The organism is Streptomyces sp. WY228, assembly GCF_019287315.1.
Classification (GTDB): domain Bacteria; phylum Actinomycetota; class Actinomycetes; order Streptomycetales; family Streptomycetaceae; genus Streptomyces; species Streptomyces caviscabies.
On sequence record NZ_CP079114.1, the window covers coordinates 5,002,722 to 5,023,271 of the forward strand.

Annotated in this window: 19 protein-coding genes; 10 read left to right on the top strand and 9 right to left on the bottom strand. The window is 73.1% G+C overall.

Annotated features, from left to right (window positions below):
- Window positions 1–108 precede the first annotated feature (108 nt).
- The gene (locus tag KV381_RS21880; protein ID WP_359430636.1) at window positions 109–801 is read right to left on the bottom strand and encodes a pyridoxal 5'-phosphate synthase; all 693 of its coding nucleotides are present in this window, start codon (window positions 799–801) and stop codon (window positions 109–111) included.
- A 73-nt stretch (window positions 802–874) separates the two neighbouring features.
- Between KV381_RS21880 and KV381_RS21885 the strand changes: the two genes are divergently transcribed.
- Both KV381_RS21885 and KV381_RS21890 read left to right on the top strand, forming a co-directional pair.
- Window positions 875–1,153, top strand: coding sequence for a type II toxin-antitoxin system Phd/YefM family antitoxin (locus tag KV381_RS21885; RefSeq protein WP_030083338.1), 279 nt, complete (start codon window positions 875–877; stop codon window positions 1,151–1,153).
- Window positions 1,146–1,550, top strand: coding sequence for a twitching motility protein PilT (locus KV381_RS21890; RefSeq protein WP_030083340.1), 405 nt, complete (start codon window positions 1,146–1,148; stop codon window positions 1,548–1,550). Before KV381_RS21885 ends, KV381_RS21890 begins: the two co-directional genes overlap by 8 nt.
- Before the next feature lie 20 nt (window positions 1,551–1,570).
- Here KV381_RS21890 and KV381_RS21895 read toward each other — a convergent pair whose 3' ends face one another.
- Window positions 1,571–2,758 (bottom strand): acetyl-CoA acetyltransferase, encoded by a 1,188-nt coding sequence (locus KV381_RS21895; protein ID WP_218786053.1) that lies wholly within the window; start codon window positions 2,756–2,758, stop codon window positions 1,571–1,573.
- Between the two features lie 165 nt (window positions 2,759–2,923).
- Between KV381_RS21895 and KV381_RS21900 the strand changes: the two genes are divergently transcribed.
- A complete protein-coding gene (locus tag KV381_RS21900) occupies window positions 2,924–4,150 on the top strand; it encodes an acyl-CoA dehydrogenase family protein (protein WP_218786054.1) in 1,227 nt (408 codons plus the stop codon).
- On the top strand, window positions 4,147–4,632 hold the full coding sequence (locus tag KV381_RS21905) for a nitroreductase family deazaflavin-dependent oxidoreductase (RefSeq protein ID WP_218786055.1): 486 nt from the start codon (window positions 4,147–4,149) through the stop codon (window positions 4,630–4,632). The genes KV381_RS21900 and KV381_RS21905 overlap by 4 nt, the downstream gene beginning before the upstream one ends.
- Window positions 4,633–4,798: 166 nt before the next feature.
- Here the strand turns inward: KV381_RS21905 and KV381_RS21910 are convergent, their stop codons facing one another.
- The gene (locus KV381_RS21910) at window positions 4,799–5,446 is read right to left on the bottom strand and encodes a TetR family transcriptional regulator (RefSeq protein ID WP_006126763.1); all 648 of its coding nucleotides are present in this window, start codon (window positions 5,444–5,446) and stop codon (window positions 4,799–4,801) included.
- A 352-nt stretch (window positions 5,447–5,798) separates the two neighbouring features.
- Between KV381_RS21910 and KV381_RS21915 the strand changes: the two genes are divergently transcribed.
- Together KV381_RS21915 and KV381_RS21920 are read left to right on the top strand one after the other, a co-directional pair.
- The gene (locus KV381_RS21915) at window positions 5,799–6,608 is read left to right on the top strand and encodes a VOC family protein (RefSeq protein ID WP_030083351.1); all 810 of its coding nucleotides are present in this window, start codon (window positions 5,799–5,801) and stop codon (window positions 6,606–6,608) included.
- Between the two features lie 267 nt (window positions 6,609–6,875).
- The gene (locus tag KV381_RS21920; RefSeq protein ID WP_030083352.1) at window positions 6,876–9,308 is read left to right on the top strand and encodes a PQQ-binding-like beta-propeller repeat protein; all 2,433 of its coding nucleotides are present in this window, start codon (window positions 6,876–6,878) and stop codon (window positions 9,306–9,308) included.
- A gap of 167 nt (window positions 9,309–9,475) precedes the next feature.
- On the opposite strand, the gene KV381_RS21925 is transcribed toward KV381_RS21920, so the two are convergent.
- Window positions 9,476–10,075, bottom strand: a complete 600-nt coding sequence (locus KV381_RS21925) for a hypothetical protein (protein ID WP_218786056.1) — start codon at window positions 10,073–10,075, stop codon at window positions 9,476–9,478.
- Between the two features lie 197 nt (window positions 10,076–10,272).
- Here KV381_RS21925 and KV381_RS21930 point away from each other — a divergent pair, with 197 nt between their 5' ends.
- Window positions 10,273–10,803 carry a hypothetical protein gene (locus KV381_RS21930; RefSeq protein WP_030628434.1) on the top strand — a complete coding sequence of 177 codons (531 nt, stop codon included), beginning with the start codon at window positions 10,273–10,275 and terminating at the stop codon, window positions 10,801–10,803.
- Between the two features lie 59 nt (window positions 10,804–10,862).
- Here the strand turns inward: KV381_RS21930 and KV381_RS21935 are convergent, their stop codons facing one another.
- The 3 genes from KV381_RS21935 to KV381_RS21945 are packed head-to-tail and all read right to left on the bottom strand — an operon-like array spanning window position 10,863 to window position 13,262.
- Complete coding sequence (locus KV381_RS21935) at window positions 10,863–11,639, bottom strand: enoyl-CoA hydratase/isomerase family protein (protein ID WP_218786057.1); 777 nt, start codon at window positions 11,637–11,639, stop codon at window positions 10,863–10,865.
- Window positions 11,640–11,642: 3 nt separating this feature from the next.
- A complete protein-coding gene (locus tag KV381_RS21940; RefSeq protein ID WP_373461212.1) occupies window positions 11,643–12,098 on the bottom strand; it encodes a Zn-ribbon domain-containing OB-fold protein in 456 nt (151 codons plus the stop codon).
- A gap of 15 nt (window positions 12,099–12,113) precedes the next feature.
- A complete protein-coding gene (locus tag KV381_RS21945) occupies window positions 12,114–13,262 on the bottom strand; it encodes a lipid-transfer protein (RefSeq protein ID WP_218786059.1) in 1,149 nt (382 codons plus the stop codon).
- A 99-nt stretch (window positions 13,263–13,361) separates the two neighbouring features.
- Between KV381_RS21945 and KV381_RS21950 the strand changes: the two genes are divergently transcribed.
- Together KV381_RS21950 and KV381_RS21955 are read left to right on the top strand one after the other, a co-directional pair.
- Window positions 13,362–14,918, top strand: a complete 1,557-nt coding sequence (locus KV381_RS21950) for a FadD3 family acyl-CoA ligase (RefSeq protein WP_218786060.1) — start codon at window positions 13,362–13,364, stop codon at window positions 14,916–14,918.
- A 77-nt stretch (window positions 14,919–14,995) separates the two neighbouring features.
- A complete protein-coding gene (locus tag KV381_RS21955; protein ID WP_218786061.1) occupies window positions 14,996–15,277 on the top strand; it encodes a hypothetical protein in 282 nt (93 codons plus the stop codon).
- 357 nt (window positions 15,278–15,634) lie between these two features.
- On the opposite strand, the gene KV381_RS21960 is transcribed toward KV381_RS21955, so the two are convergent.
- Together KV381_RS21960 and KV381_RS21965 are read right to left on the bottom strand one after the other, a co-directional pair.
- A complete protein-coding gene (locus tag KV381_RS21960; protein ID WP_167396294.1) occupies window positions 15,635–15,811 on the bottom strand; it encodes a hypothetical protein in 177 nt (58 codons plus the stop codon).
- A 206-nt stretch (window positions 15,812–16,017) separates the two neighbouring features.
- Window positions 16,018–18,972, bottom strand: a complete 2,955-nt coding sequence (locus KV381_RS21965; RefSeq protein WP_218786062.1) for a BTAD domain-containing putative transcriptional regulator — start codon at window positions 18,970–18,972, stop codon at window positions 16,018–16,020.
- Window positions 18,973–19,262: 290 nt separating this feature from the next.
- On the opposite strand from KV381_RS21965, the gene KV381_RS21970 reads away from it, so the two are divergent.
- Window positions 19,263–20,483 (top strand): amidohydrolase family protein, encoded by a 1,221-nt coding sequence (locus KV381_RS21970; RefSeq protein ID WP_086777600.1) that lies wholly within the window; start codon window positions 19,263–19,265, stop codon window positions 20,481–20,483.
- Window positions 20,484–20,550: the final 67 nt, after the last annotated feature.

The window sequence follows — 20,550 nt, forward strand, 5'->3', positions numbered from 1 at the left end:
CTCACCTGACTCCCATAGTGCCCCTTGACGGTGAGAACCGGATAAAAGTGCTGCTTACACCGGTCGGGACGGGCGGCTCCGGCCCGGCCCGGTCCGGAGCCGCCCCGCTCAGGGCCAGAGCAGCTCGCGCGTCCAGTCGCCGCCTCCCGTACGGCGGTAGCGCAGCCGGATGTGGCGTCGCCGGGCGTCGCCCTGGAAGAACTCGGCCTCGGCCGGCTCGACCACGTACCGGGTCCAGGTCGGGGCCTCCGTGTCCGGTTCCGCCCGGGCCCGCTCCCAGGCGGCGTCCGCCGCCCGGTGCAGCTCCGCCACGGAACCGACGACCCCGCTCTGCGCCCCGGTCAGCGCGGCGGCGAGCGCCCCGGTGGACCGGGCGTGCAGGTCGGCGTGGCTCTCGGCGGGCGTGCAGCGCAGGACGGGGCCCCGGACCCGTACCTGCCGCCCCTGCGCGGGCCAGTAGAAGCCGAGCGCGGCGTGCGGGCGGGCGGCGAGCTGGTGGCCCTTGGCGCTGGTGGCGTGCGAGGCGAAGTGGAAGCCCCGCTCGTCGGCCCCGTGCAGCAGCAGGGTGCGTACGTCGGGCAGCCCCTCGGCGTCGGCCGTGGCCAGCGACATCGCGTGCGGCTCGGGCTGTCCCGCCGCGACGGCCTCGGCGAACCAGGCGTGGAAGAGGCGGACCGGGTCGGGCGGGGTGTCCGCCGGGTCGAAGGCCGGCAGCTCGACGTCCCAGACGCGCTGGGCGTGCAGGAGGTCGCGGAAGCCGGGGGAGGGGGGCTGGGCGGGCGCGGCGGTGTGGTCGGTCATGGAGGCCATTGGACCGTACGGGGCTGCCCTCGCCTCCGTAGCGCAGTGGGACACGCCTCGCTACGATAGGTCCATGAAGACCATCACGCAGCGGGAGTTCCGGAACAAGTCCGCCGAGGTCATGGACGCGGTGGAGGGAGGCGAGACCTTCCACATCACCCGGAACGGCATAGAGGTCGCCGAACTGCGCCCCCTGAGCCGCAAGAGGCTCCTCGGCGCCGAGGAGCTCGTCGCCCGCCACCGGAGGCTGCCCCGGGTGGACGGTGCGCTGCTGCGCCGCGAGGCGGACGAGTTCTTCGGTGCGGAGGACCGAGTGGGCGACGACGATGTGTGGGAGCGCAACGGTGGCTGAGCGACACCGGGCGGGAGTGCTCGACACCTGCACGTACATCGACCTCGATGTGCTGGAGCCGGAGCGGTTGCCCGTACTGCCGGCCCTCACGGCCATTTCGCTGGCCGAACTCCAGCAGGGGGTGGCCCTGGCGAAGGATCCGCTGGTGCGGGCCGCGCGGATGGAGAAGCTGGGGGCGGCGGTGGCCGACTTCGAACCGCTCCCGTTCGACGCGGAGGCCGCCGCACGCTACGGGACCCTCGTCGCTCTCGTTCTCGCGGCCCGACGCGACCCTCGGCCGCGACGCCTGGACCTGATGATCGCCTCCATCGCGTCGGTCCGGGATCTGCCGCTCTACACGCGGAACGCCGACGACTTCAAAGGGCTGGAGAGCGCGGTCACCGTCGTCGGGCTGTGAGACAGCCGTGCGCGGCCTCCTTACCCCCGCCCGAGCACCACCGTGCCCGACGAGCAGAACCAGCCGCCCGTCCCGGAGGCCACCGCCAGCTCCGGCAGGCCGCCGCCCGGCCGGTGGACCTGGCGTTCGCCGGCCTCGCCGCGCAGCTGGCGTACCGCCTCCACCAGCAGGAACAGCCCGCGCATCCCGGGGTGGCAGGCGGACAGGCCGCCGCCGTCCGTGTTCACCGGGAGCGCGCCGCGCAGCCCGGTGCGGCCCTTCTCGACGAACGCGCCGCCCTCGCCCTTCGCGCAGAAGCCGAGGTCCTCCAGCGTCACCAGCGTCATGTACGTGAACGCGTCGTAGATCTCGGCCAGGTCGATGTCGGCGGGCCGCACCCCGGCCCGTTCGAAGGCCAGGCGGCCGGAGACGGCGGCGGGGGAGACCGTGAAGTCCTCCCACTCGGACATCGTCGCGTGCGAGACGTGCTCGCCGGTGCCCAGGATCCACACCGGACGCTTCGCCGTGTCGGGTACGTACTCCTCGGCGGCCAGCAGCACCGCGCAGCCGCCGTCGCTGCGGATGCAGCAGTGCAGCTTGGTGAACGGGTCCGCGATCATGGGCCCCGACAGCACCTCGTCCACCGTGATCGGCTCCCGGAACATCGCCTCCGGGTTCGCCGCCGCGTTCGCCCGCGCCGTCACCGCCACCTCGGCGAGCTGTTCAAGCGTCGTGCCGTACGCGTGCATGTGGCGGCGGGCGGCCATCGCGTACTTGGCGATCAGCGAGTGCCCGTACGGCACCTCGAACTGCGCCGGCCCCCGCGCCCCGAACGACAGGTTCGACGTGCGGCGGCCCGCCTTGATGTCGGCCCGGGCCGTCGACCCGTACACCAGGAGTACGGCACGGGTGCGGCCCGCGGCGATGGCGTCCGCCGCGTGGGCGGCCATCACCTCCCAGGTCGCGCCGCCCACCGCCGTGGAGTCGACCCAGGTGGGCCGCAGCCCCAGATACTCCGCGACCTCCACCGGGGCGAGCGTCCCGAGCCCGGCGGAGGCGAAGCCGTCGACGACCGAGCGGTCCAGGCCGGAGTCGGCCAGGGCGCGGCGGGCGGCCTGGGCGTGCAGGGCGTACGGAGTGGCGTCGTCGACGCGACCGCAGTCCGCGAGCGCCACGCCGACGACGGCGACCCCGCGCGGACGAGGGGAGGAGGTCCGGGCCGGCAGCATGAATCTGACGGTACATCAGATTGCGGCCTCCGCAACCTCGTGCGCACGACCTCTTCCTTGCCTCCCCGTGTGTGCGCGACCCTGGGAATTCCCTTGCTCCCCACCTAATATGACGGATCGTCAGATCCGAGGTCGCCCTGGCCCCCGGGTGGAAGGAGCCCGCAGATGGACGCCGCCTTCACCGCGGAACAGCACGAGATCCGCCGCACCCTGCGCGAACTGCTCGCCCGGGCCGCCGGACCCGGCGCGATCCCCGCCGCCGTGGGCGCCGCCGAGGGCTATGACCCGGTCCTGTGGCGCCGGCTCGCCCGGGACCTCGGGCTGCCGGGCCTCGCGCTCGCGGAGGAGTACGGCGGCGCGGGCTGCACGGCCACCGAGCTGGCCCTCGCCTGCGAGGAGACCGGGCGCGCGCTGCTGCCCTCACCGCTGCTCGCCACCGCCGCCCTCGCCGCACCCCTGATCGCCGCCCTCGGCACTCCGGACCAGCGCGCCGCCCTGCTGCCCCGGATCGCCGGGGGAGCCCTGACCGCCGCCCTCGCCGTCCCCGGCGGCTCGCTCGCCACCGCCCTCGGCCTCACCGGCGACAACCGCGACGGAGCCTGGGCGGGCGGCGGCCGGGCGGGCGGCATCCAGGCGCGTGCGTACGGGAGCGACGACAGCCGGGGCGAGGGCGGCTGGCGGCTCTACGGGGAGGCCGAGCGGGTCCTGGACGGCCACAGCGCGGGGCTGCTGCTGGTCGCCGCGCACACCGGGGGCTATCCGCGCAGCCGTACGCTCCTGTTCCTGGTTCCCCGTGACGAGGGCGGGCTGGTGCGTACCCGGCTCACCGCCCTCGACGAGACCCGCCCGCTCGCCCGCGTCGAACTCCGCGACACCCCCGCCACGCTCCTCGGCGCGGACGACACCGCCGACACGGCCGAGGCGCTCGCCGCCGTCGGACGTACTGCCGCCGCGATCCTCGCCGCCGAGGCGGTCGGGACGGCGGCGAGCGCCCTGGAGCGCACTGTGGAGTACGTGAAGACGCGCGAGCAGTTCGGCAGGGCCGTCGGGTCGTTCCAGGCCGTCAAGCACCGCCTGGCCGATCTGTACGTACGGGTCGAGGCGGCCCGCTCCGCCGCGTACCACGCCGCCCGGGAGCCGGAGGCCGGGCCGCTCGCGCTCGCCCAGGCCCTGGAGGCGGCCCGGATCACCACCGGCGAGGCCGTCCAGCTGCACGGCGGCATCGGCTTCACCTGGGAGCACGAGGCACACCGCCACCTCAAACGGGCGGCGGGCGACGAGCTGCTGTTCGGCCCGGTCCACCGGCTGCGCGACCACGCGGCTCAGCGGGCCGGCCTCTTCGAGCCCGGACGGATGCCGCTCGCCGCGGCGCCCGGGGCAGGCGTCCGATGACCGGCGCCCGGGGCGCGCGCCTGGTCCAGAAGGTCTCCTCCACCCGGGCCTTCGGGCGGATCGCCCCGCATGTGGTCCCCGTGCTGGACCGGTCCGTGCACCGGCTCACCCGGGGCAGGGTGCTGCTCAGCGCCCGGATGCTGCCGGGGCTCGTCCTCACGGTGCCCGGTGCGCGTACGGGCCGGCCGAGGACCACCCCGCTGGCCTGCATGCCGGAGGGCGAGGCGGAGAGCGGCTGGATCCTGGTCGGCAGCAACTTCGGCCGTACGAGTCATCCGGCCTGGACCGCGAATCTGCTGGCCCGCGGGGGCGAGGCCGTCGTCAACTGGCGCGGCCGGGACATCCCGGTGCGCGCGACCCTGCTGGAGGGCGAGGAGCGGGCCCGGGTGTGGGAGGCCGCGCTGAAGTTCTGGCCGCCGTACGCCGCGTACCAACGACGGGTGGAGCGGCAGATCCGGCTCTTCCGGCTGGAGCGGCGGTAGCGGAGGCGAAAGCCGTCGCGGCCCTGCGGGAACGCCGACGGCGGACCACCCGCAGGGGTGCGTGGTGGACCGCCGTCGGTGAGACAGGACGTGGGGCGTCCGGGCGAGCGGGTACCCGCCCGGTGGCGCGGGGCGTCCGGGGCCGGTGGGCCTCCGGCGCCCCGGCCTACTTCGTCGGCTTCTTGCCGGTGATGCCGAGGTGGACCAACAGGGCCAGGTTGGGCCGCAGTTCGGCCTGCTTCACGCCCCAGGTGGTGAAGCCCTTCTGGTGCGAGGCGACCGCGGCCAGCATCGCCACCAGGGAGCCCGCCATCGCCGCCGGGCTGACGTCCTTGTCGACCTTGCCCTTGCTCTGGAGCTCCTTCACCGAATCCGTGAGGGAGTTGGTGACCGAGTTCAGGATCTTCATGCGGATCTTGTAGAACCGCTTGTCCCCCTCGGCCGCGCCGAGGTCGATCACGCGGAGGATCGCGTCGTTGTGCCGCCAGAAGTCGAGGAATCCTTCGACGAGTTGCTCGGAGGTGGTCCAGCCGGCCTTGCCGACCCAGGAGCGTCCGGCGACCAGTTCGGTCAGTCCGGCGCCCTCCTTGGCGACTTCCTCGGCGATTTCGAGGACGGCGCCCTCCACATCGGGGAAGTACTGGTAGAAAGTCGCGGGTGAAGTCCCGGCCTTCCGGGCGACGTCGATGACTTTGACGTCCCGGTACGGCGAGGAGCTGAGCATCTCGCTGAGGCAGTCGAGCAGCTTCTGCCGCGTCGCCTGACCGCGTCGACCGGCCACGCGGCCGTCGACGGTGCGTACTTGTCCTGTCATGCCGTCAGCTTACCGAGGGGTGATGGGAGCGCGATTCGGCCGACTGCAAATGGGGAACGCCGCAGGGCCGGCGGGGTGCGCGGGGGTGGGGAGCGACGGTTTTCGGCCGCGGTGCGAGCGCCTCCGGAGTGTGCGGGAGGCCCCGGAGCGGAGGGTGTCGCCCGGCATAAGTGTTATCAACAGCCTGTGGACAACTTCGGTGGACAACTTTCGTCCACATGGTGGGCGCACCCTTCATCAATCGGTCAAAGGTTCGTTTCTGGTGCGCCCGCCGCGCTTCGGGGCGCGCCGGACCGGGGCCGACGTTACGTTGACTGTGACGGGCGTCACTGCTACGGAAGGACTCGGTCCCATGGCCGCATTCGCGCATTCCGCGCCGTGCTGGGCGGACGTGCAGCTCTCCGACCTCGAAGCGGGCAAGCGCTTCTACGGCGGGCTCTTCGGCTGGACCTTCCGGGCGGGCGACGGCATGCCCTTCGCGGACGCGCTCAGCGACGGCCGTCTGGTGGCCGCGCTCGCCGCCAAGAAGGACGGCCGGATGCCCACGGCCTGGGGCGTCTACTTCACCACCGACGACATCCGGGCCACCGTCGCCGCGATCCGCGAGCACGGCGGCCAGATCATCACCGACCCGGTGCGGGCGGGGCGCGCCGGGATCGTGGCCCAGGCGGCCGACCCCGGGGGCGCGGTCTTCGGGCTCTGGCAGGCGGAGGAGCGCGCGGGCTTCGAGAAGCAGAACGACCCCGCCTCCTTCTGCTGGACCGAGGTCTACACCCGGCAGCCGGACCGGGTGGATCCCTTCTACGAGAAGGTCTTCGGCTTCCACGGCACCGACCTGGACGAGCCGGGCCACGACCTCGCCGGCGACTCCGAAGCGCTGGTCGACTTCCGGCTGTGGTCCCCCGAGGGCGCCGAGCCGGGCCCGGACACCGCCGTCGGCGGCCGCAGCGTCATCACGGACGCCTTCCCGGCCGAGATGCCGAGCTACTTCCTCGTCTACTTCGCCGTCGCCGACTGCGACGCCGCCGCCGAACTCGCCGTACAGCTCGGCGGCCGGGTCGCGCAGCCGCCCTTCGACATCCCCTCCGGGCGGATGGCCGTCCTGCACGACGACCAGGGGGCCGCCTTCGCCGTACTGCAGCCCCACGAACTGCTTCCGTGACCGTGCGGCTGACCGGCGCACCCGGCCGGTGCAGGTGAACCGGTGTGGACGGATACGGGATGAAGTGACATGGGACACCCCGATCCGCCCCCGGGTTCGCAACCGGAGCCCGAGCCAGGAAGAATCGGGGTGCGTACCGCCGGGTGATGCCCAGTGGTGAGACCCTGCACAGGGCGCGCTGCGCAGGGCGGGATACGACCGGGCAGCAACGGGCGGTAATTCGCGGACTTCGTCGCCGAGGTCCGGTGACGGGGAGGTGGCAGGCACGTGGTGGAGCAGCTGACGCAGCACGACCCGAGACGGATCGGCCCGTTCGAGGTGCTGGGACGGCTCGGGGCCGGCGGCATGGGGCTGGTCTATCTCGCACGCTCGGCGTCCGGCCGGCGGGTGGCGATCAAGACGGTGCGGACCGAGCTCGCCGAGGACCAGCTCTTCCGGGTCCGCTTCACGCGCGAGGTCGAGGCCGCCCGCGCGGTCAGCGGGTTCTACACCGCCGCCGTGGTCGACGCCGACCCGCGTGCCGCCGTGCCCTGGCTCGCCACCGCCTATGTGCCCGCGCCCTCGCTCGAAGAGATAGTGAACGAGTGCGGCCCCATGCCGACCCAGGCGGTGCGCTGGCTGGCCGCCGGAATCGCCGAGGCCCTGCAGTCCATCCACGGCGCCGGCCTCGTCCACCGCGACCTGAAGCCGTCCAACGTCCTCGTCGTCGAGGACGGCCCCCGGGTGATCGACTTCGGCATCGCGTCCGGCGTCTCCAACACCCGGCTGACCATGACGAACGTCGCCGTCGGCACGCCCGCGTACATGTCGCCCGAGCAGGCCCGGGACTCCCGCAGCGTCACCGGGGCCAGCGACATCTTCTCGCTCGGCTCCACCCTCGTCTTCGCCGCCACCGGCCACGCCCCCTTCCACGGGGCCAACCCGGTCGAGACGGTGTTCATGCTGTTGCGCGAGGGCCCCGACCTGGAGGGCCTGCCGGACGACCTGCGGCCGCTGATCGAGTCCTGCATGCAGATGGACGCCACCCAGCGGCCCAGCCCAGCCGACCTCCAGGCGCAGCTCGCCCCGCATCTCTTCGCCTCTGGCAGCGACGACAGCGGCACGGCATCGGCCTGGCTGCCGTCCCGGGCCACCGCGATGATCGAGCGGCGCAGGGGCGGCGGGCGCACCGCCCCGCCCGCCCCGGTGTCGCCCCCGCCGCCCCCGCGGCAGCCCCCCGGGGCTCCGGAGCGGGACACCGCCTGGCGCAGCGGGGCCGACCTGCGCTCGCCCTCCCCGCTGGCCTCGCCCTCACCGATGTCCGGCGCGTCCGGCCCGGCCGCCTCGGCGGGCCCGTCCGCGGCCCCCGACAGCGGGCCCGTCCAGCTGCCCGGCGCCAAGGTGCCGATCGGGCCGGGACCGCGTGCGGGGGAGGTGCGGGGGGCCGCGGCCGCGCACCCGGCCGCCGCCACCGGCTGGGTCCGCCCGCCCGCCGGAGTGAACGGTTCGCCGTCGGCGGCCACCGCCCCCACCGCGCCCGTCCCGGCCCCCGGGCCCGCCCAGGACGGCGCGGCCCCGGCGCCCGACCGCTGGCGGCCCTGGCGCTTCCGCATGTCCAACGACGTGTGGGGCACGCCCGTCGTCTCCGGTGATCTGCTGTACGTCACGTCCTTCGAGGTCCACGCGCTGGACGTGGGCAACGGCCGCCGCCAGTTCAAGACCCGGGACGTGGCCTGGGCGATGGCCGTCGAGGGCGGCCGCATCCACGCCTCGGACGGCCCGTCGCTGTACGCGCTCGACGCGGCGAGCGGCGCCGAGCAGTGGCGGCTGTCGACCGACGCCTGGGTGTACGCGCTCAAGGCCGACCGGGGCACGGTGCTGACCGCGACCCGGGGCGGCGGCGTCCAGGGCTGGGAGGCCTCCAACGGCGAGAAGCTGTGGGAGATCACCGGTGCGCAGAGCGACTTCGAGACGGCGGAGGCCGGGCCGGTCATCCACGACGGCACGGTGTACGTCTGGCAGGACGCCCGGCTGCGTGCGCTGGACGCGCGTACGGGCATCGAGCGCTGGTCGTACCCCATCGGCGACGCGGCCTCCTGCGGCGGCGTCCCGGTCCGGGTCACCCCGGCGCCCGACGGTTACGTCTACATCGCGGCGGGCACCCGGGTGCTGGCGGTGGAGACCGGATCCGGCCGGGTGCGCTGGCACTTCGAGTCGCCCGCGGTCTTCCTCTCCCCGCCCGCGTTCGCGCCGGGCCCGGCGGTGACCGGCGGCGGGGTGTACCTCGCGGACTACCTCGGCACGGTGTACGCGCTGGACGCGGCGACCGGCAAGGACCGCTGGCGCATCGCCACGGAGGCCCGCGCCTCGATCGAACCGGTGCTGGTGGCGGTGGGGAACGTGCACGTCGGCAGCGGCAGCGCGCTCTACACCCTGGACGCGGTCACCGGCACCCCGAAGTGGCGCTTCGCGGCGGGCGGCGACGTGGTGGGCTCCCCGGTGGTGGCGGACGGCCGGGTCCACTTCGGCTCGGCGGACCACGTGCTGTACACGCTGGACGCGGCGGGGGGCCAGCTGCGCTGGAAGCTCGCGACGGGCGGCGAGATCACGGGGTCGCCCGTGGCCCAGGCGGGTGTGGTGTACGCCTGCAGCAAGGACCGCTGCGTGTACGCGCTGGACGCCCTGAAGGGCACAGGCACGGGCAACAGGGCCCGGACCTGAGCACTGCTTTCGTCCTCAAGCGCCGGACGGGCTTGATTCCCCAGCCCGTCCGGCCCACCCCAGCCCGTCCGGCGTTTGAGGACGGAACCCTTGTCCCGGGGAGCGGCGACCCTGCGGACCCCCAGCCCGTCCGGCGATTGAGGACGGAACCCTCGACGTGGTGGGCGTCAGGCCGGTGGTGGGCGGTGCGGCGGATGCACCGGATCCGGCCCCGTGTACGGCTCCGCCTCCGGCTCCGGCCACGGCGACTGCTGCACCGACATCCCCGGCTCCTGCGTGGGCGGCCACGTATCCACCTGATCCGCCGCCGGCACGGCATACCGCTCCACCGGCTCCCGCCCCGCCCCCCGCCGGCCCCGCCGGCCCCTCATCAACAACGCCCCGATCACCATCAGCACCCCACCCGCCAACGCGTTCACCACCCCCACCTGCAACCCCGCCCCGTCCCCGCCCACCACCAGCGACCCCGCCGCCTGCCCCTGGCGGACCATCCACAGGATCGTGAAGCCCAGCACCACCACGCCCGCGAAGGCGACCACCAGCCGCGAGCGGAGCGCCACGCCCACGATCACCAGCAACGCCGCGACCAGGAACGGCAGCAGGATCGAGACCAGCACCCCCGACTCCGTGGCGGTGATCCCCTCGAACAGGTCCCGCACCCGGTACTCGTGCCCGGCCCGCCCGGCGTACCAGTCGCGGAACGGGCTCAGCACGGCGGAGGCCGCCCCGGCCAGCGCGACGACGGAGCCGAGGATGTTGCGGATCATCGTCAGGCCTCCAGGGGCGTACGCGAACGGCCCCCGTCACCGACGCTACGCCGGGACGATCACCCCCGCCACGCAGACCATGACCGGACCGTGACAGGGTCATGACCTGAACGTGGAGTGCCGCAGGGCATGCTGAGGGTCACAACGCACGCCACCGGCTCGACATACGGCAACGACACTCAAGGGGGGCTGCATCCATGATGCGGCGACAGATGAAGCTCGCGGCGGTCCTGGTCGTGGTGGTGCTCGCGCTCACCGGGTTCTCCACCTCCACCAGCGGCGGCAAGAGCGGCAAGAGCAGGAGCGGCAAGAGCAGCAGCTCGGGCGGCGGCTGCTCCAGCTCGAAGAAGAGCAACAACGGCTACCGCGACCACGACTACGACGACGACAACGACAGCTCCTCCTCCGGCTCGTCCGGCTCCTACGGAACCCCGACGCCCACCGCGTCGGACGCCCCCGCCGTCCGGGTCATCCGCTGCGCCGCCCCGCGCAAGGGCAAGCGCAAGGCGGTCACCGCGTCGCTGGTCGAACTGCGGGCGAACGAGCCGGGCTCGCAGGCGTACGAGATCGACGTGCGGTTCGTCGACGCCCTGGGCCAGACCGTGGACACCGCCGAGACCACCACGAACCTCGACGGCGGCGAGGTGCGCACCCTCACCGTGCGGATGGACAGCCCCGGCAAGGTGTCCCGGGTCAAGCGCTGCGAAGTGACCGCGGTGGCGCTCTGACCGTGTGACCGCGGAGGCGGCCGCACCCGGATCACCGCACCCGGATCACCGCACCCGGATCACCGCACCCGCGGCTCCCCGCCCCCGCCCCGCGCCCCGAACAGCTCCGCCTGCCGTTCCGGGGGCAGGTTGCCGAGGGCGATCAGCGCCGGGGCCTGGGCCATCGCCTGGGTCCTGGCCGCCTCCTTCGCCGCCCACACCGCCCGGACCGTGCCCTGCACCGCCTCCGTCGGACAGCCGGCGATCACCGCCGCCGCCCGTAGCGCCGCCGCCACCGCGCCGCCCGGCTCCGTCACCTCGCTGACCAGCCCGACCGCGTACGCCCGTTCCGCGCTCAGCCGCTCCGCGGTGCCCATCAGCGCCATCCGGGCGACCTCCCCGTACGGCATCCGCTGGGCCATCGCCATCGCCTCGTACGCCGAGACCATTCCGTACGTCGTGTGCGGGTCGAAGAAGGTCGCCTCCCGGGACGCGACGACGAACTCCGCCTCGCCCAGCAGATAGAACGCCCCGCCGCACGCCATCCCCTCCACGGCCGCGATCACCGGCTTCCACAGGTCGTTGGCCTTGGGCCCGATGCGCAGGAGCGGGTCGTCGACGGCGTACGGGGAGGGAGGCTGCGGGACCTCGACGTTCCGGTCGATCCCCGTACAGAAGGCCCGCGTCCCGGCCCCGGTGAGAACCACGGCCCGGACCGCCTCGTCGAACCTCAACCCGCGCCACAGCGAGGTCAGTTCACCGGCCGTCTCCAGGTCGATCGCGTTGAGCTTCGCCGGCCGGTCCAGGGTGACGAGCGCGACCCCGGCCGCGGCCTCCCGCTCGATGCGCAGGGCCATCGCTCACCGCTCCAGGAGCCAGCGCACGAGCGTGACGTCGCCCCCGGGGCCGGCCGGGCAGAAGACGGCCCGCACCGGAGCGCCGATCCGCAGCCGCACCGGGTCCACCGAGTTCAGCGGCGCGTCGGGGGAGGCGACGACGTTCCCGGCGAGCCGGATCCGTGGAGCGTCCGCCAGCTCGACCAACACCGCGTTGTACGGGGCCTGTTCGGCGTAAGCGGGAAGCAGGGGCGGGTGCGGGATCACATACGACCAGAGCCGTCCGCGCCCGCTCATCAGCCGCCACTCGCTGTCGAAGGACCCGCAGTGCGGGCAGCAGGGCCGGGGCGGGAAGCGGAGTTCGCCGCAGGCCGGCGCGGCGCAGGCCTGGACGCGGAGTTCGCCGCGCGCGGCGTACTCCCAGAAGGGCGCGCCGTCCTCGTCGACGACGGGCAGCAGCAGGGAACCGGCATCGGACATGCTCATGGGATCGCCTCAATTCCTCAGCAGGACAGCGGACGTCGGCACGCCCTCACCGGCGGTGACCAGGCAGGTGGCGGCGTCCGGCACCTGGGCGGTGGAGGTGCCGCGCAGTTGCTTCACGCCCTCGGTGATGAGGTTGAAGCCGTGGACGTACGCCTCGCTCAGCCCGCCGCCTCCGGTGTTGACCGGCAGCAGGCCGCCGCTCTCCAGCGCGCCGCCCTCGGTGAACGCGCCGCCCTCGCCGCGCCCGCAGAAGCCGTAGCCCTCCAGGGAGAGAGGGACGAGCGGGGTGAACGCGTCGTAGATCTGGGCCACATCGATGTCGTCCGGCCCGAAGTCAGCCTGTTTCCACAGCTGTCGGGCGGCCGTCCAGGCGGGGCCGGTGAGCGGGTCGTCGTTCCAGTAGTTGACCATTCCGTGGTGCTGGGTGGGCAGCCCCTGGGCGACGGAGTGGAGGTAGACGGGCCGCCGCCGGCAGTCGCGGGCGCGCTCGGCGGAGACGATGACACAGGCCAACGCCCCGTCGGTCTCCAGGCAGTTGTCGAAGAGGCAGAGGGGTTCGCTGATCCAGCGGGAGTTCATGTACATCTCGCGGGTCAGCGGGCGTTCGTACATGATCGCGTCCGGGTTCTGGTTGGCCCGGTTGCGGCAGGCGAGGGCGACGTTGAAGAGGTGGTCGCGGGTGGCTCCGTACTCGTGCATGTAGCGGCGGGCCAGCATGCCGATCTCGTCGGCGGGCCGCAGCAGTCCGTAGGGCCGGGTCCACTGGGCGGGCGTGGGGAGTTGAACGGCGGTGTTCTTCCACGGCCGAGGTCCGGACCCGCGCTTCCGCGACCGCCAGGCGACGCCCACGCTCGCCTGCCCGGTGGCGACGGCGGCGGCGAGATGGCCGAGGGTGGCGCAGGAACCCCCGCCCCCGTACCCCACCTTGCTGAAGAAGGTGACGTCCCCGGCCCCGATCGCCTTGGCGACCTCGACCTCGTCGGTCTCCTCCATGGTGTACGAGGCGAATCCGTCGACCTCCGCGGGGGCGATGCCCGCGTCGTCGAGGGCCGCCAGGATCGCCCGGCAGGCGAGGGTCTTCTCGGATTCCGGGAGTTGTTTAGCGAACGCCGTCTGCCCGATCCCGGCTATCGCCGTCGCGTCCTTGAGCGTTGCCATCCGCTGACCTCCCGCACCGTCGCGCCTGCTGACAGCGGCAGAGGCTACCGCTAATCTGACGGATAGTCAGCTAGTGCGGCGGCGGAAGGCGGGCGCGTGATGCGGGGCGACGAGGAGTGGGGCAGCATCCCGGGGCTGGTGCGGGCGGCGGCGGAACGGTACGGCCCGGCCGAGGCGGTGGCCGACGGCCGCACCCGGATCTCGTACGCCGAGCTCGGCGACCGGGTGGAGCGCGCGGCGGCCGCGTGCATCGCCTCCGGAGTGGAGCCGGGCGACCGGGTCGCGATCTGGGCCCCGAACACGCTGGACTGGATCGTCTCCGCGCTCGGGGCGGTGACGGCCGGCGCGGTGCTGGTCCCGCTGAACACGCGCTTCAAGGGCACGGAGGCCGCGTACATCCTGCGCCGCAGCCGGGCCAGGCTGCTGTTCGTCACCGGCACGTTCCTGGGCACCTCGTACGTGGCGTCGCTGCGGCGGGCGGAGGTGAAGCTGCCGGACCTGCAGCGGGTGGTGGTGCTGGCGGACACGGCCCCGGAGGACTACACGAGCTGGCCGGACTTCCTGGCGGCGGGGGAGGGGGTGGAGCCCTCCGCCGTACGGGAACGGGCGGCGGCCGTCGCCCCCTCGGACCCCTCCGACATCATCTACACCTCCGGCACCACGGGCGCGCCCAAGGGGGCGGTGATCACGCACGCCCAGACCCTGCGCGCGTACGCGATCTGGAGCGACCTGGCGGGCCTGCGCGAGGGCGACCGCTACCTGATCGTGAACCCCTTCTTCCACACCTTCGGCTACAAGGCGGGGATCATCGCCTGTCTGATGCGGGGGGCCGTGATGGTGCCGCAGCCGGTGTTCAACGTGGATACGGTGCTGGCGAACATCGCGGCGGAACGGATCTCGGTCCTGCCCGGCCCGCCCACGCTCCACCAGTCACTCCTGGACCACCCGGCGCGCGAGGCACACGACCTGTCGGCGCTGCGCCTGGTGGTGACGGGCGCGGCGGTGGTCCCGCTCCAGCTGGTGGAGCGCCTGCGCAACGAACTGCACATCGCGACGGTCCTCACGGCGTACGGCCTCTCCGAGGCGAGCGGCATCGTCACCATGTGCCGCCGGGGCGACGCGCCGGAGGTCGTGGCGACGACGTCGGGCCGCGCGATCCCCGGCACCGAGATCCGCGTCCTGGCGGAACCGGGCGCTCCGGGCGAGGTCCAGGTCCGCGGCTTCACCGTGATGACCGGCTACTTCGAGGACCCGGACACGACGGCCGCCACGATGACCGAGGACGGCTGGCTCCGCACCGGCGACGTGGGCGTCCTGGACGGTGCGGGCAACCTGCGGATCACGGACCGGATCAAGGACATGTTCATCGTGGGCGGCTTCAACGCCTACCCGGCCGAGATCGAACAGCTCCTCGGCCTCCACCCGGACGTGGCCGACGTCGCGGTCATCGGCATCCCGGACCCGAGACTGGGCGAGGTCGGCAAGGCCTACGCGGTCCGCCGCCGCGGCGCGACGCTCACCGCGGACGACCTGATCGCCTGGTCCCGCCGCGAGATGGCGAACTTCAAGGTCCCGAGGTCGGTGGAGTTCGTCCCGCGGCTCCCGCGCAACGCGAGCGGCAAGGTGGTGAAGGGGGAGCTGCGGGGGCGGGGGTAGAGGAGCGTCCGTTCTGCTTCACCGGATGGGGTGAGCGCGCCTGGGGCCCGCCCGGCTTCGGCGGTATGGTCGCGGGTATGGCAACCAAGAAGTACACGGTTGCCCTGCCGGAGGAGCTGGCGGAGGAGATCCGGGCGGAAGTCGGCCCGGGAGCGTTCAGTGCCTATGTCACGAGGGCCGTAGAGCGTCAGCGTGAGCATGACCGGCTGGGGCAGCTGGTGGCGCGCCTCGAGGGTGAATACGGACCCGTCACCGATGCCGACCTGGCGGCGGCAGAGGCCGAGCGCCGAGAGATCGAGCAGTGGTTCGCCGAGCAGGAGGCGGACACCCCCGCACGCCGGGGCGCGGAGGCCGCGTGATGCCGGACATCACCTACGTACTGGACTGCGAGGCCGTCTCGCGCCGACGAGGCGATCCGGCTCCTGCGCGAGGCCGGCCCGCACAGCCACAAGTACGCCATCGACGCCGCGCTCGCCGCGATCGCGAACCGTCAGCCGGGCCGGACGGCGCTCTTCACGTCCGATGTGGACGACATGGGCAAGCTGTGCGGGAAGAGGGTTCAGTTGCGGGGGCTGTAGGTCCGCCCCCGGACACGCGTGAGGGGCCCGAGCGTTTCCCCCAGCTCGGGCCCCTCACACATTCCCCCGTACCGCGACCGCGGCGGCTCCCCCTCGGCGTCGCCGCGGTCGCTTCCCCCGTATCCCCGTCGGGAAGGTCTAGGCGGGCTCGCCCGTGGCGTGGTTGTCGAGCGGCTTCACGGTGCCACCGGTCGCGTGGTTGTCGAGCGGCTTCACGGTGCCACCGGTCGCGTGGTTGTCGAGCGGCTTGGCTTCCCCGCCGGTGGCGTGGTTGTCGAGCGGCTTGACGACCGGGTTCTTCTTCGCATCGCTCATGGTGTTCTCCAGCTTCCTGAATAGCTGTGCAACGGACTCGACGAGCCCGCCCGGCAACTCCCCCGTCGGGTTGCCGGGCGGGTGTCATCTGGCCGTTCAACGTACCTCTACGGCCAAAGCCGACCCGTCTGCCCCCCGACGCGACGGAACGACTGGGACCACAGTGTCGGGAAGCGATAAACGAATGATGAACGCTCACCGCCGGCTCAGCCGGGCAGCGTTGGCACGAGCAACTTCCGCACGGTCTCGATCTCCGCGGAGCCGAGCGTCTCGTATATCTCCAGCGCCTCGCGCCAGCACACCTGGGCCCGGCCCGGCTGCCCGATCTCGCTCAGCGCCCGGCCCAGCACGGTGAGGACGTTGCCGCGCCGCCACTCCCCGCCGATCCCGCGCAGGATCGCGAGAGCCTGTTCGGACTTGGTGGCCGCCTGCGCCGGAAGGCCGGCCGCCAGGTCCACCTCCGCGAGACGGAACGTCGCCATACCCTCCCAGAGACGTTGCCTGCTGTCCCGGAACACCGCCAGCGCCTCGTGGAGTTGCTCCGTAGCATCGGCGAACCGGCCGCTCTGCGTGAGGGCCAGGCCGAGAGCGTAACGGCCGTTCGCACCGCGCAGCGCGTGGCCCAGCTCGTCGTAGATGTCTATGCCCTGCTGGGCCAGGGCCACCGCGCTCGTGGTGTTCCCCATCGCCAGGTGGATACGGGAGAGGTTGCACAGGGCGCTCGCCTCGCCCGGGCGGTTGCCGTCGGCCCGGAAGTTGGCGATGGCCTGCTCCAGATACGCCTCTCCCTCCGCATGGCGGTTCTGGTACAGCGCGATGATGCCGAGGTCGTTCGGGGCCCAGCAGCTCGGCAGCGGATCGTCCACGGCACGGGCGAGCCGCATGGCCCGCTGCGCGTCCCGCTCCGCCTGGTCGAAACGGCCCGCGACCAGACGTGCGTTGGTGAGGGTGATCAGCGCCCGCCCCTCGGCCCGCGCGTCGTCGCTGGACCGCGCCAGATCGCGCATCGTGATCGCCGCGGCCTCGTACTGCTTGGAGTTCGCGCCCGACTCCGCGAGGTCCTTGGTGGCCCAGAGCAGATCGACCGCCCGGCGCACCGCACCGGCCCCCGACGACTGACGTACGCAGGCGAGCAGGGAGTTGGCCTCCGTGTAGAGCCAGTCCTGGGCGCTGTGCCGGTCGGCGAACGTCAGCCCGCTGTACTGCGTGGGCTCCCGGTGATCGGCCAGCCGGTCCCCCGGCCGCTCCAGCGCGTACACCCCCGCCGCCGTCGCCAGATAGAAGTCCAGCAGCCGCGACAGCGCCGACTCCCGCTCCACCGGCTCCTCGTCCCGTTCCGCGCACGCACGCGCGTAGAGGCGCACCAGGTCGTGGTAGCGGTAGCGGCCCGGGGCGGCGGACTCCACCAGGCTCGTGTCGACCAGGGCCTCCAGGAGGTCCTCCGCCGCGTGCGGGTCCAGGTTCAGCAGGGCCGCCGCCGCGGCCAGGGAGATGTCCGGGCCGTCCGCGAGGCCCAGGAGGCGGAAGGCGCGGGCCTGGGCCGGTTCCAGCTGGCCGTAGCCGAGTTCGAACGTGGCCTTCACCGCGAGGTCGCCCGCCTGGAGCTCGTCCAGCCGGCGGCGCTCGTCGGCGAGCTTCGCGGCGAGGACCGAGACCGTCCAGGTGCGGCGGGCCGCCAGGCGGGAGGCGGCGATACGGATCGCCAGGGGCAGGAAGCCGCACGCGGCCACCACGTCCAGCGCCGCCTCGCGCTCCGCGCCGACCCGCTCGTCGCCCACGATCCGGGTGAAGAGCTGCAGCGCCTCCTCCGGCGACATCACGTCCAGGTCCACCAGATGCGCCCCGGCCAGGTCCACCATCCGCACCCGGCTCGTCACCAGGGCCGCGCACCCCGCCGTACCGGGCAGCAACGGGCGGATCTGGGCGGCGTCGTGGGCGTTGTCGAGGAGGATCAGGATGCGGCGGCCGTCCAGCGTCGAGCGGTACAGCGCGGCCCGCTCGTCCAGCGTGTCCGGAATCGCCGAGTCCGCCGTGCCGAGCGCGCGCAGGAACGAGCCGAGGACCGTCTCCGGCTCCGCCGCCCTCGCCCCCGCGCCCTGGAGGTCGACGTAGAGCTGCCCGTCCGGGAAGTGCCGGCGGGCCTGGTGGGCGACGTGCACCGCCAGGGTCGTCTTGCCGACGCCCCCGATCCCGGCCACGGCCGAGACCGCCATCACCGAGCCCTCGGCGGTGGCCAGCCGGCCGCCCAGCTCCGCCACGAACGCGGACCGGCCGGTGAAGTCGGGCACGGTGGCCGGGAGCTGCGCGGGGCGCAGCGGGGCCGGAGCGGGCGCCGGTTCGTCCGCCGGGCGGGCCAGCTCCTCGTCGGCGCGCAGGATCCGCTGCTGGAGCTGGGCCAGTTCGGGGCGCGGGTCGACGCCCAGCTCCTCCGCGAGGAGCCGGCGGGTGTCCGCGTACACCGCGAGGGCCTCGGCCTGCCGGCCGCTGCGGTACAGCGCCACCATCAGCAGTTCGCGCAGCCGCTCGCGCAGCGGGTGCGCGGCGGTCAGCGCGGTCAGCTCGGAGACGGCCTCCGCGTGGCAGCCGACCTCCAGGTCCAGGTCCAGCCGCGCCTCGGTGAGCTGGAGCCGCCACTCCTCCAGCCGGGTGCGCTGGTTGTCCGCGTACGGGCCGGGCACGGAGGCCAGCGCCTCGCCGTCCCACAGGCCCAGCACCTTGTTGATCAGGGTGCGCGCCTGGCAGCGGTCCCCGGCCGCCCGCGCCTTCTCGGCCTCGCCCGCCAGGTCCTGTGCCAGCGTCAGGTCGAGCGCCGCCCGGTCGGTCCGGATCGCGTAGCCGCCGGACTCGCTCACCAGGGTGTCCTGGCCCAGGATCTTGCGCAGCCGGGAGGCGTACGTACGGATCGTGGCCAGCGCCTGCGAGGGCGGGTCCTCGCCCCAGAACGCGTCGATCAGCTCGCTCGCGGTCGCCGTCCGGCCCTCGCGCAGCAGCAGCGCGGCCAGCAGGGCGCGCTGCTGGGGCGAGCCCGAGGAGAGCAGCTCCGAGCCCCGCCAGGCCCGTACGGGGCCGAGCACGGTGAACCTGAGGGCGTCCGCCGTACCCGGTTTCTCCGGAGCGCGCTGCTCCGGTACGCGCACGCGTGGCCCGTTGTCACGGTCCATTGATGCCCCCTGTCCTGCTCGCCTGCCGGTCCGCTCGTCTGCGGATCCTGCCGGTGGTGCCCGCGCCCGCATGCCCATGTGTGCGCCGATGCGCGGCAGGCATCCGGATGGCCCGGTACCGCTGGTATCGCGCTCAACAGTCTGCCTTGTCCCGGGTGGACTCGTCAGCAGTGGGTGACGCTCTGCACAAGCCCTCGACAACGATTCGGGAACCGATCCCCGTGCCGGACCCGGCGCGAATGCCCGCACGCCAGCTGACGGTTCGTCAGATCAGCGCTACCGTGGAGCACATGGAGACCTTCCCGAAGATCATCTCGGTGGACGACCACACGGTGGAGCCCGCTCATGTCTGGCGGGACCGGCTCCCGTCCAGATACGCGGACTCCGGTCCGCGCGTCGTTCGCGCACCGCTGAAGGAAATGACCTTCATGGGTGGAAAGTTCGCGCCCGTGATGGGTGCGAAGGGCGACGGCGGGCCGGTCGGCGACTGGTGGGTGTACGAGGACCTGCACCGCCCGCTCACCCGTCTCGACACCGCCGTCGGCTACGACAGGGACGAGATCAAGCTGGAGATCATCACCTACGAACAGATGCGGCCGGGCTCCTTCTCGGTCCCGGACCGGCTCGCCGACATGGACGTCAACCATGTGCAGTCCGCGCTCTGCTTCCCGACCTTCCCGCGCTTCTGTGGGCAGACGTTCACCGAAGCGAAGGACCGCGAGCTGGGGCTCCTCGGCGTGCGCGCCTACAACGACTGGATGGTGGAGGAGTGGTGCGGCCCCGAGGCGCACGGCCGCCTCATCCCGCTCACCCTCGTCCCGCTGTGGGACGCGGAGCTGGCCGCCGCCGAGGTCCGGCGCAACGCGGCGCGGGGCGTGCGCGCGGTCGCGTTCTCCGAGATACCTCCCCATCTCGGACTTCCGTCCATACATGCGGACGACTGGGATCCGTTCCTCGCGGCCTGCGACGAGACCGGCACCGTGATCGCCATGCACATCGGCTCCTCGTCGAAGATGCCCTCCACCTCCGCCGACGCCCCGCCCGCAGTCGGCTCCACCATCACCTTCGCCAACTGCTGCTTCTCGATGGTCGACTGGCTGATGAGCGGCAAGTTCGAACGCTTCCCCCACCTGAAGATCATGTACGCGGAGGGGCAGATCGGCTGGATCCCGTACATCCTGGAACGCGCCGACGTGGTCTGGGAGGAGAACCGGGCCTGGGGCGGCGTCGCCGAGAAGGTCCACCGCCCGCCGTCCGAGCTGTTCGCCGAGCACGTCTACGGCTGCTTCTTCGACGACGCCTTCGGGCTGAAGAACCTCGACGCGATCGGCGTCGGCAACGTCCTGTACGAGACGGACTACCCGCACTCCGACTCCACCTGGCCCCGCTCCCGCGAGGTCGGCGAGGAGCAGATGGGCCACCTGGCTCCGGACGTCGTCGACCGGATCGTCCGGGGCAACGCGATCGACCTGCTGGGGCTCACGGAGGACGGGCTCTGGGCGGGGGCGTAGCGCCCGCGGCCTGCGGGGAGGGGCGGCCTCCGCTCGTGGCGTGCGTACGAGGAAGGGCGGCCTCCGC

Bases quoted from the DNA above. Each gene is read 5' to 3' on its own strand.
- KV381_RS21880 (WP_359430636.1), bottom strand. From the start codon at position 801: ATGACCGACCACACCGCCGCGCCCGCCCAGCCCCCCTCCCCCGGCTTC.
- KV381_RS21885 (WP_030083338.1), top strand. From the start codon at position 875: ATGAAGACCATCACGCAGCGGGAGTTCCGGAACAAGTCCGCCGAGGTC.
- KV381_RS21895 (WP_218786053.1), bottom strand. From the start codon at position 2,758: ATGCTGCCGGCCCGGACCTCCTCCCCTCGTCCGCGCGGGGTCGCCGTC.
- KV381_RS21900 (WP_218786054.1), top strand. From the start codon at position 2,924: ATGGACGCCGCCTTCACCGCGGAACAGCACGAGATCCGCCGCACCCTG.
- KV381_RS21905 (WP_218786055.1), top strand. From the start codon at position 4,147: ATGACCGGCGCCCGGGGCGCGCGCCTGGTCCAGAAGGTCTCCTCCACC.
- KV381_RS21910 (WP_006126763.1), bottom strand. From the start codon at position 5,446: ATGACAGGACAAGTACGCACCGTCGACGGCCGCGTGGCCGGTCGACGC.
- KV381_RS21915 (WP_030083351.1), top strand. From the start codon at position 5,799: ATGGCCGCATTCGCGCATTCCGCGCCGTGCTGGGCGGACGTGCAGCTC.
- KV381_RS21925 (WP_218786056.1), bottom strand. From the start codon at position 10,075: ATGATCCGCAACATCCTCGGCTCCGTCGTCGCGCTGGCCGGGGCGGCC.
- KV381_RS21930 (WP_030628434.1), top strand. From the start codon at position 10,273: ATGATGCGGCGACAGATGAAGCTCGCGGCGGTCCTGGTCGTGGTGGTG.
- KV381_RS21935 (WP_218786057.1), bottom strand. From the start codon at position 11,639: ATGGCCCTGCGCATCGAGCGGGAGGCCGCGGCCGGGGTCGCGCTCGTC.
- KV381_RS21940 (WP_373461212.1), bottom strand. From the start codon at position 12,098: ATGTCCGATGCCGGTTCCCTGCTGCTGCCCGTCGTCGACGAGGACGGC.
- KV381_RS21945 (WP_218786059.1), bottom strand. From the start codon at position 13,262: ATGGCAACGCTCAAGGACGCGACGGCGATAGCCGGGATCGGGCAGACG.
- KV381_RS21950 (WP_218786060.1), top strand. From the start codon at position 13,362: ATGCGGGGCGACGAGGAGTGGGGCAGCATCCCGGGGCTGGTGCGGGCG.
- KV381_RS21955 (WP_218786061.1), top strand. From the start codon at position 14,996: ATGGCAACCAAGAAGTACACGGTTGCCCTGCCGGAGGAGCTGGCGGAG.
- KV381_RS21960 (WP_167396294.1), bottom strand. From the start codon at position 15,811: ATGAGCGATGCGAAGAAGAACCCGGTCGTCAAGCCGCTCGACAACCAC.
- KV381_RS21965 (WP_218786062.1), bottom strand. From the start codon at position 18,972: ATGGACCGTGACAACGGGCCACGCGTGCGCGTACCGGAGCAGCGCGCT.
- KV381_RS21970 (WP_086777600.1), top strand. From the start codon at position 19,263: ATGGAGACCTTCCCGAAGATCATCTCGGTGGACGACCACACGGTGGAG.